The sequence below is a fragment of the Flagellimonas oceanensis genome, assembly GCF_003992595.1.
Taxonomy (GTDB): Bacteria; Bacteroidota; Bacteroidia; order Flavobacteriales; family Flavobacteriaceae; genus Flagellimonas; species Flagellimonas oceanensis.
Genome location: NZ_RZNA01000026.1, coordinates 1 through 8,446, shown reverse-complemented (window position 1 = coordinate 8,446; position 8,446 = coordinate 1). Strand labels below are relative to the sequence as shown.

9 protein-coding genes are annotated in these 8,446 nt (G+C 39.6%); 5 read left to right on the top strand and 4 right to left on the bottom strand.

Annotation, left to right across the window (positions count from 1 at the left end):
* Positions 1-49: 49 nt before the first annotated feature.
* Entirely contained in the window at positions 50-868 is an 819-nt protein-coding gene (locus EO132_RS08380) for an IS3 family transposase (RefSeq protein WP_127136440.1), read from the bottom strand.
* Between the two features lie 23 nt (positions 869-891).
* Positions 892-1,167, bottom strand: a complete 276-nt coding sequence (locus EO132_RS08375) for a transposase (RefSeq protein WP_072882405.1) — start codon at positions 1,165-1,167, stop codon at positions 892-894.
* Between EO132_RS08375 and EO132_RS08370 the strand changes: the two genes are divergently transcribed.
* From EO132_RS08370 to EO132_RS08350, 5 genes are all read left to right on the top strand, one after another.
* On the top strand, positions 1,161-1,766 hold the full coding sequence (locus tag EO132_RS08370; protein ID WP_127137438.1) for a hypothetical protein: 606 nt from the start codon (positions 1,161-1,163) through the stop codon (positions 1,764-1,766). The genes EO132_RS08375 and EO132_RS08370 overlap by 7 nt on opposite strands.
* Before the next feature lie 47 nt (positions 1,767-1,813).
* Positions 1,814-3,670 carry an McrB family protein gene (locus EO132_RS08365; RefSeq protein WP_127137437.1) on the top strand — a complete coding sequence of 619 codons (1,857 nt, stop codon included), beginning with the start codon at positions 1,814-1,816 and terminating at the stop codon, positions 3,668-3,670.
* The gene (locus EO132_RS08360; RefSeq protein WP_127137436.1) at positions 3,663-4,883 is read left to right on the top strand and encodes an McrC family protein; all 1,221 of its coding nucleotides are present in this window, start codon (positions 3,663-3,665) and stop codon (positions 4,881-4,883) included. Before EO132_RS08365 ends, EO132_RS08360 begins: the two co-directional genes overlap by 8 nt.
* A gap of 792 nt (positions 4,884-5,675) precedes the next feature.
* Positions 5,676-6,089, top strand: coding sequence for a hypothetical protein (locus EO132_RS08355; RefSeq protein ID WP_127137435.1), 414 nt, complete (start codon positions 5,676-5,678; stop codon positions 6,087-6,089).
* On the top strand, positions 6,073-7,026 hold the full coding sequence (locus EO132_RS08350) for a hypothetical protein (protein ID WP_127137434.1): 954 nt from the start codon (positions 6,073-6,075) through the stop codon (positions 7,024-7,026). The genes EO132_RS08355 and EO132_RS08350 overlap by 17 nt, the downstream gene beginning before the upstream one ends.
* A gap of 113 nt (positions 7,027-7,139) precedes the next feature.
* On the opposite strand, the gene EO132_RS08345 is transcribed toward EO132_RS08350, so the two are convergent.
* Together EO132_RS08345 and istB are read right to left on the bottom strand one after the other, a co-directional pair.
* The gene (locus EO132_RS08345) at positions 7,140-7,421 is read right to left on the bottom strand and encodes a DUF6088 family protein (protein WP_262707582.1); all 282 of its coding nucleotides are present in this window, start codon (positions 7,419-7,421) and stop codon (positions 7,140-7,142) included.
* A 103-nt stretch (positions 7,422-7,524) separates the two neighbouring features.
* On the bottom strand, positions 7,525-8,256 hold the full coding sequence (istB, locus tag EO132_RS08340; RefSeq protein WP_127136804.1) for an IS21-like element helper ATPase IstB: 732 nt from the start codon (positions 8,254-8,256) through the stop codon (positions 7,525-7,527).
* Positions 8,257-8,446 lie beyond the last annotated feature (190 nt).

Sequence of the window (8,446 nt, the reverse complement as noted above, 5' to 3'; positions counted from 1 at the left end):
TGTAGATACCCCGATCTTTAGGACAGTTTCTCTACAAAACTAATATAATTCAAGCCGCTCTCTTAAATAGATCGATAGGTCTTTCATAGTCGATGGACTGGTGTCTTCTTTCATGGTTGTAATAATCAAAGTACTCTGCCAATAACAGATAAAGGTCCATACCGTCCCTTGGAGGGTTCAGGTATATCTTCTCGTATTTTACATTCCTCCATAGCCTTTCGATAAAGGCATTGTCCGTGGCCCTTCCCTTACCGTCCATGCTCAGGCGTATTCCCTGGCCCAAAACATAATTGGCGAACTCCTCGGCGGTGAACTGGCTCCCCTGGTCCGTATTGAGGATCTCAGGTGTCCCGTGCTCACCTATGGCCTCTTCCAATGTTTCCCTGCACCATTGGGCATCCATGGAATTGGACACGCTCCAGTTCAGGACATAGCGGCTGTGCAGGTCGATGATGGCCACCAGGTAGAGATATCCCTGTTGCATGGGGATATAGGTGATGTCGGTTGCCCATACCTGATTGGGCCTGTCAACTGTCAGGTTGCGTAGCAGGTAGGGATACGTTTTGTGGTCCTTGCACCTTCGGGAGGTGTGCTTTCCCGGAAGTACCGCCCTAAGCCCCATTACCTTGTAATAGAGCCGTTCGATCCGGTTCCTGCTCACTTTATAGCCTTTGTCTTTGGTCAGCCAGATGTGCATCCGCTTGGCCCCTTTGAAAGGGTGGTGGAGATAATGTTCGTCCATCTCCCGCATGAGCTTCAGGTTCAGTTCGGTCTCGCCCCTGGGCTTATAGTACAGCCCGGAACGATGGACCGACAATGTTTCGCATTGTTTTACAATGCTCATCTTGGAATGACCCTTGCGTATCATTTTTCTGCGTTCGGAGAGTGGTCTCAGCGCAAGGCGTCCTTTAAAAAATCGTTCTCGACCTTCAACTGGCCTATGGCCTTTAGAAGTTTGTCCTTCTCCCTTTCGGTCTCGCTGCGGGCATCCTTCTTGCCCGATTCGAACACCTGCTCGGCCCCATCGAGGAAATCGCGCTTCCATGCGCTGATCTGGGTCGGGTGTATCTCGTACTTCTGGGCAAGTTCGGCAAGGCTATGCCGCTCTTTCAAGGCTTCCAATACCACCTTGGTCTTGAACTTCGGGGTAAACTTTCTTCGTGTCATATTCAGTAAATTTAATGATTAAACTTACTGCCCTAATTTTTGGGGTATCTACATACCTACCCTTAGTTAACGGGTTTAAAACGGTAAATACAATAAGTGATTTTAACAAAATTAAGGTTAACCAATTTTATAAAGATTTTGGTCTCTTGCAATTAGTTGAGAAAACGTTACGTAAATTCAATGAATATAAGGGGTTTATTAAAGATCCCGAAATACGAGCAAAAGGGAAATTAAAAATTTACCCTTTACTTCTTTTGAATGAACCTATCATTAGTCTTGGTCCTTCAAACCTTGCATTTAGGAAAAAGTTTGATGAATTATTGTCATTGAATGGCATTGATAAAGATTCTGAATCGATTAGAATTATGCCTCTTTCCATATTAAACATCTCTGAGCTTCAGGATGTTGAACAATCGATGTTTAATAGAGACCAAAGTATGTTCAACCTATTTCAAATGCATTTTGCTGCTACAGATTTAAAAAAAATCAAAACTACTTTTGAGGCTGCAACTCCTTTAAGCTTAATTATCAACAAACACATTCCCAATCATAAAAAAATTTCAAATAAAGTAAGGAAATTAAAATGGTTGGGGTTTTAGACTTTACAGTAATAAAATTTGAACTTACTTCTTAAAAAAGTATAGAAATGACCTTCCATGAAACCATTTTAAGTAAACTACTAGCGTATAGGGAGAATCATCCGCATTTTAATTTTCTAATGCGTCAACGCGCTGGGGCTGGACAGCGTTTTGAAAGTGGTCATTGGTTTCAAGGTAATGACGGCTATGCCTTTGTTGGCCTAATAAATGCAAGTGGTGGCAGTAATAGGACTAGAAGTGTTGGGATTTCTATTAGTCCCACAGCAAAAGGCTATAGTTGCTATTTGGAGATTGTCTTTAATGAAGAAAAGGACAAAGAACTTATTGCCTGCTATGAGGGCTTAGCTAAAAAAATCCAAGGCATTAAATCTGTTGGAGACACTAAATATAATGTTCGTATTGGAGATTTAACGGATAATGATTTTTCTAAGTTATATACTTTCCTGGATAAGAACTACGGACTCCTTTTAGATGAATTTAAAAATCGAGGGAAGCTGTCAGTTCTGGTTACCGATAAGAAGTTTGAGCAATTGCTAAAAAGAATTAATGAATATAGATTTTCCAATGAACCAAATACAAGGCAAATCACTATGCAATATAAAGCGTTAAATACAATCTTATATGGGCCCCCGGGAACAGGAAAAACATATACCACAAAAGAATTGGCCGTGCAGATTACTAATCCAGAATTTTCAATAGCAAAGGACTTGGATAATGGCCAAAAGCGAAGGTTGATTTTGAAAGAGTATGATAGATTGTGTGAAGCAGGACAAATTGTATTTACAACCTTTCATCAGTCATTTGGATATGAAGATTTTGTAGAAGGTATTAAACCCGTCACCACTGCTGATCAAAAACTCATTTATGATATAAAACCGGGCATATTTAAGAAAGTATGTAAAAAGGCAGAGGACAACTACCTAGATTTTAAGAAAGGGGAGGCCAACGAAATGGCTTTTGACGACGCTTTTGAAAAATTACAGGAAGAATGGGAAGAAAATGAGGAAATAAAATTTCCTTTAAAAAGAGAAGGATATGATTTCACTATCATTGGTTTTACAGAAAAATCAATCCAATTTAAAAAATCAAGTGGAGGCACAGACCATACTTTGAGCATATCAACCTTAAGAGACGCTTATTATGGCACAAGAGAAATTAATGAGACGGGGGTTGGCATTTATTACCCCAGTATTTTAAAAAGGTTGAAAAGTTATGAGTCTGAAAATAATTCATCTAAAAAATCATTTAAAAACTATGTTTTAATCATAGATGAAATCAATCGAGGAAATGTTTCTTCAATTTTTGGGGAGTTAATCACATTGTTGGAGCCTGATAAAAGGTTGGGAGCTGATGAGGAAATACTTTTGAAATTACCATATTCTAAGGATGAAACATTTGGAGTACCTCCAAATCTCTATATCGTTGGCACAATGAATACCGCCGATAGAAGTGTTGAAGCTTTGGACACCGCCTTAAGGAGACGGTTTATCTTTAAGGAAGTTATGCCCAAGCCCCAATTGTTGGAAAAAATCACATATAATGGCTTTAACCTTAAGGAGGTTTTGGAGACTATAAATGACCGTATCGAAGCCCTGTTAGATAGAGACCACACCATTGGACATTCGTACTTCATCAAATTAAAGAGTGGTGATGTGGATGGACTTTCCCGTGTTTTTAAGAACAACATCATCCCTTTATTACAAGAGTATTTTTACAACGACTACGAAAAAATCGCCTTGGTACTTGGCGAGGGGTTTGTAAAAGAGAAAGGTACAGGTAAGGTCAATTTTGCCCAATTCAAAAATATAGATGTCCCGGAAATGGACACAACTTACATATTACTTCCACAAATTGATGATATTGAAGCTGTTGTAGGCAGGTTACTGAATACATCTAATGAATAATCGAAAAAACATACTTCAGGTTTTTGAACATAGTAAGCTGCAAGTTGGACTGGAATATAATAATGTTCTTTTCGAAGAAAAGCACCTTAATGCTTTAGCTAAATTAAACCAGCTACATAACAATGAATATTTTACGCTACTCCATAAAGGCATTAAGTTTTCTCAATATGTCGGAGTAATTCAAATTGATGGTCTTACCATTGAAATTTTACCGAAAATTGACGGTGGCTCAAACAATGAATCGCTTTGGCAAAAAGTATTGATTAACATGCTTCGGACCACAAGACGATTAAACGTCAATAAGGTGGGACAAGCCAAAGTTAGCAAACAGCAAATTCATTTGTTGGACATTTATTTTGAATGGTTTCTGAATGAAACACAGCTATTGATAAGACAAGGTCTCATAAAACAATACCGCACAAAGAAGGGAAATATAAAAGCCCTAAAAGGTAAATTGGTTTTTGCCGCACATTTAAACCACAATCTGATTCATAAAGAGCGGTTCTATACTGCACATCAAGTGTATGATTATGACCATCAAATCCATCAAATTTTATCACAAGCACTTGACATCGTCAGTCAATTTTCATCAGGCACTTATTTGTATTCCAAATGCAAACGAGTACAAGCAGCATTTCCAGATGTTTCCAATACTGCTGCTAATCTCCATACATTCGATAAATTGATAAGCAATAGAAAAACAAAACCTTATGAGACTGCCCTTGAAATTGCGCGGCTCATTATTTTGAACTTTGCTCCAAATATCTCAAATGGAAAGGAAAAAATGTTGGCTTTGCTTTTTGATATGAACAATTTGTGGGAGGAATATGTGTTGGCAAAACTGAAATCTGTTCACATAGATGGTCTTTCGGTAAAAGGCCAAGAATCGAAACCATTTTGGAATCGAATTAAGATTAGACCTGATATTGTTCTAAGAAAAGATAACAAAACCTATGTAATAGATACTAAGTGGAAAAACATAGGCAGTAACAAACCTTCGACCAATGATTTGCGCCAAATGTATGTCTATAATAAATATTGGGAATCTTTCCGGGCTTTGTTGCTATACCCATCAATTTCTACAAAAGAACCAAGTTTTATACCTTTTAAAGACAATGAAGGCCAACAATGCGGCATTGGCAGATTAAGTATTTTGGAAGATGGGGTTTTAAAAGAAAACTGTGGAAGAGAGATTATAGCATGGTTTTATTAGTCTATTAATTTTGACAAAACCATCAATCTTGCACTACCCACCAATCTTTTTCCACTGCATAAATGGGTAATCCCTTTTATTGTGAGACAAACTCCCTGATGTTTTAAACACTGCTCAAAAGCAAAATAAAGAACAACCTTCAGGCATTGAGGAAGCAAGGAAAAATCGAGCCCCATTGAAAAATATGGAAAATGTCTAATCCTATTAACTAGACATTTTTAGACATTTTCTTAGACATTTCTAAAGCAGAAATTTCTAAATATGAATTTTGTGTTAATGCTAAATTGGTGATCACAAAGCATAAAGGGTAAGGCTACACAATGGCCATGAATTCCAATCCAAATTCAATTGGCATGTTAAGGATAGTAGTATGGAGCATTTAAGGGAAAGACTCCGTATGAGATTTTAATGTATCACTTAAAAAATTAAGAATTTAGCGACATTTTAGCTGAAGTAGCCCAGGGGAGATGTTTACTTCGTTATCTCATATATGAGATAACGATACAAAATTATGTTTATTACACTATAATCGCATCCTTTGTACGTTAAAATTTTTATCACCTTCGCCGGGAAAATTGAGCATAACACAAACACTAATAAATCACTGAAAAACAATGGTCTATATCAAAACATGCGATGGTTAAAATTGTCCATTTTTAGCGGCTCTCAGTTTCCATCTCTTCCAGAATCCTACCAAATGAACATATAGACGAGCGATCCATACAATACACGCTTAACTTTTGGGTGCAATTTCTTACTATTATTAGTAATGATTATCATATCGTACTGAAAATGAAACTACTGCTCAGGAATTTGCAGGATATCCAGAACACGCAAAGGCTCAATACTCTTTTGAACCGGAAGCATGTTGAAGAGGTAAAGATTGATTTGGACCTTGATCCCGGACAGAAAAGAACAGTCGAGACTAAGATACAGGAACTTTTCAATGAATGCGGCTGCACATGGGGAGCAATCGGCCTTTTTATATCTTTTTTCAGTAGTTTATTGATTTTCTCCCAAACGTCCGCTTTTCAATGGAAGTTCCTGCTTTGGTCCTTGGGAATATCAATAGTATTCAGTGCATTGTCCAAAGTTACCGGACTTCTCCTCAGTTATATAAAGCTTGCCAATGTCCTTGCAAAACTGGAGAACATTGAACAATATAAATCAATAATCAAAACAGGTAATCATGGCACAACTTTGTGATGAGTTCCACGAATGGGTGGAGGAGGAAATTGAAAAGCCTGTCAAGGAATGGCGCGAGGAACGTGTAGAGAAATGCAAGAGAAGAAGATGCAAAAAATGGTGCCTATGCTGCAATAAGTGGTTTTGTTGGATTGAGATAGTTCTTGTGGCGGTTATAACCTTTGTTGTAATCACTGTGGGAAAATGGGTGATACGGGTAGTATGCTGGACTGTCAATATTATCATTGACATTCTTGCAGGCATCATTAGTATCATCTTGATGATTCCAATAATAGGCAGGCTCATCAAACAATTGTGGAACTTGATAATCGAAATAGTTTGGCGGATAGTTGGATTGGTCGGGGTAATACTGGACCTTTTCGGAATTGATATTAGAAAGAAAATGCGGATTTGCATAATAATTCTCAGAGATGAAAATGGAAGAGAGCTTACCTCCCCTGCAAACCTTCAACCAACAATTGATGACGCTATAAATGTGTGGAGGAATTCGGCCAATGTCAAACTCATTGTTGAAAATATTCATACGGTTATCCCTACCCATCTTAGAGAAAGAAATCTCGATGTGGAATGTGATTCAGGTGCTTGGACAGACGATGTTCTTGCAACGGGCAGCAATTATGAATTGATTGCCAACACCTATTGTTTTGACGGTGTTGGGCGCCGTCTTTTAGGTTTTGCAGCCCCTATTGTTGTGTTTGCAGTTAGGGACATCAAGGGAAAACGTGGTTGCTCCTTGGGGCTTTTTTCTGATTATGTCACTATTGAGGCAAGAAACCCTGGCTGTCTTGCCCATGAACTGGGGCATGCCAATTATCTTTATTGGAAGCAACACCATGACGACCCAAATAATCTAATGTTCTCGAATTGTGGCGGGACCGAATTGAAAAAGTGGCAAAAAATAATCATGAGGGACTCTAGGCACATCACTTACATTTAGCCTTTAAAGGGACTGTATTTATCATCGAATTAGAACTCTACCTGTGATTAAAACACTTTTAAAATCATCAACTAATGATTTAAGGGTTTTTCTACTTTTTCCTTCCTATACATTTAGGCTTTTGCCATAATCTCTGCTATCCATTGAGGCGCTAATTGCAAATCATGCCTTAAATCTTCAAGGTTTTCGTCTTTTAAAAGTTTTACAATTTTATCCTCCTCGTTTTTAGTTACGTTGTCTTTACCTATTTCCGCTAATGCCAATACCGTCAGTTTGCTTATTTTACCCTTTAGGGCTAACTTCTTGGGGCTAACTTTTTTGAATGTAATATATCTATTGTCTATTTTGATTTTTCTGGCTTTACCATCGGTATGGTACACCACATTTAACGGTATTTGTTCGCTTAGTGGATAGGGCGGTCAATGTATACCACCTGCGGCGGATGAAAGTGAGCAGTGCAAATCAAGTGCACGAGATCGACTCATTTTGGTGCTGAAGTTAACGTTTATTTTTAATTTTTTTTCTCATTGATTCCCCTTTTATGTCCACCCTGTGAGCCGAGTGCACCAGCCGGTCAAGGATGGCGTCGGCGATCGTTTTTTCACCGATGACATCGTGCCATGCCTCCACGGGCAGTTGTGAGGCTATAATGGTGGACCTTTTGCCGTGCCTGTCCTCTATGATCTCCATCAAAGAGTGCCTGTTGATGTTGTCCAATGGTTTTAGGCCAAAGTCATCCAGTATGAGCAGGTCCTGTTTTTCAAGTTTTCCAATGAATTTTAGATAGGACCCGTCCGCCTTTGAGGTTTTGAGCAAGGTAAAGAGTTTGGCCGTGTTGAAGTACATGGTCCTGTGCCCCATTGAGCAGGCCTGGTGCCCGATGGCGGAGGCCAGATAGCTCTTGCCGACCCCGGTGCTCCCGGTAATGAGCATATTTTCACCCTTGCGTATAAATCCACAGGAGGCGTAGCGCTGTATCCTGTTCCTGTCGATGTTCCTTCCAGGGCCGTAATCGATGGCCTCCATAACGGCACCGTACCTGAACCTTGCGGCCTTTGTCAGGCGCTCGATCTTGCGGTTGTGCCTATCGTCCCATTCGGACTGTACCAGATAGGCCACCAGTTCATCGTTGGTATAGTCCATGCTCTCGGGCGAGAGGCTGGTGTCAAAGGCCCTGAGCATCCCGTGGAGCCTGAGCTGTTTCATCTGTTCCAATGTCTTTGTGTTCATGTTGTCTGTTTTAATGTTTGTCATTTATAATAGTTTCCTCCCCTGATGTTATCGTGGTCCGGGACCTCGGAGGTATCCTCCGGGTCGTCCTCCAGGGTGTCCCACCCTTTTTTCAGTATCCGCTCCACCATGCTGTAATTATAGGCCCCATAGTCCGATGCCCGCCTGCAGGCATTGTCCAGCCGTTGGT